The sequence below is a fragment of the Streptomyces sp. NRRL B-1140 genome (assembly GCF_001280065.1).
Taxonomy (GTDB): domain Bacteria; phylum Actinomycetota; class Actinomycetes; order Streptomycetales; family Streptomycetaceae; genus Streptomyces.
The window spans coordinates 1-316 of sequence record NZ_LGEA01000039.1; the positions used below are offsets into that span (position 1 = coordinate 1).

At 67.1% G+C, this 316-nt stretch carries 1 protein-coding gene; it reads right to left on the minus strand.

All coding sequences use genetic code 11. The features are described 5' to 3' along the window. Positions 1-316, minus strand: a 316-nt coding sequence (locus ADK65_RS06815) for an ABC transporter ATP-binding protein (protein WP_159038735.1), incomplete at both ends; no start/stop codon positions are given.

Consider the following 316-nt stretch of genomic DNA (forward strand, 5'->3'; position numbering starts at 1 on the left):
GCACAACGCCACACGCTGCTGCTGGCCACCGGACAGCTCACGCGGCTTACGACCACCGAACCGGGACAGGCCCGCGATCTCCAGCGTCTCCCCCACCCGCCGCCGGATCTCATCTTTGCCCACCCCGCGCAGCGTGAGCGGGAAAGCGACGTTCTCCCACACGCTCATGTGCGGGAAGAGCAGATACTGCTGGAAGACGAACCCGAGATTGCGCTTCTGCGGCGCCAGGCGCGTCACGTCACGCCCGCCGACGGTGATGGTGCCGGAGTCGGGTTCGCAGAACCCGGCGATCATCATCAGCGTCGTGGTCTTGCCC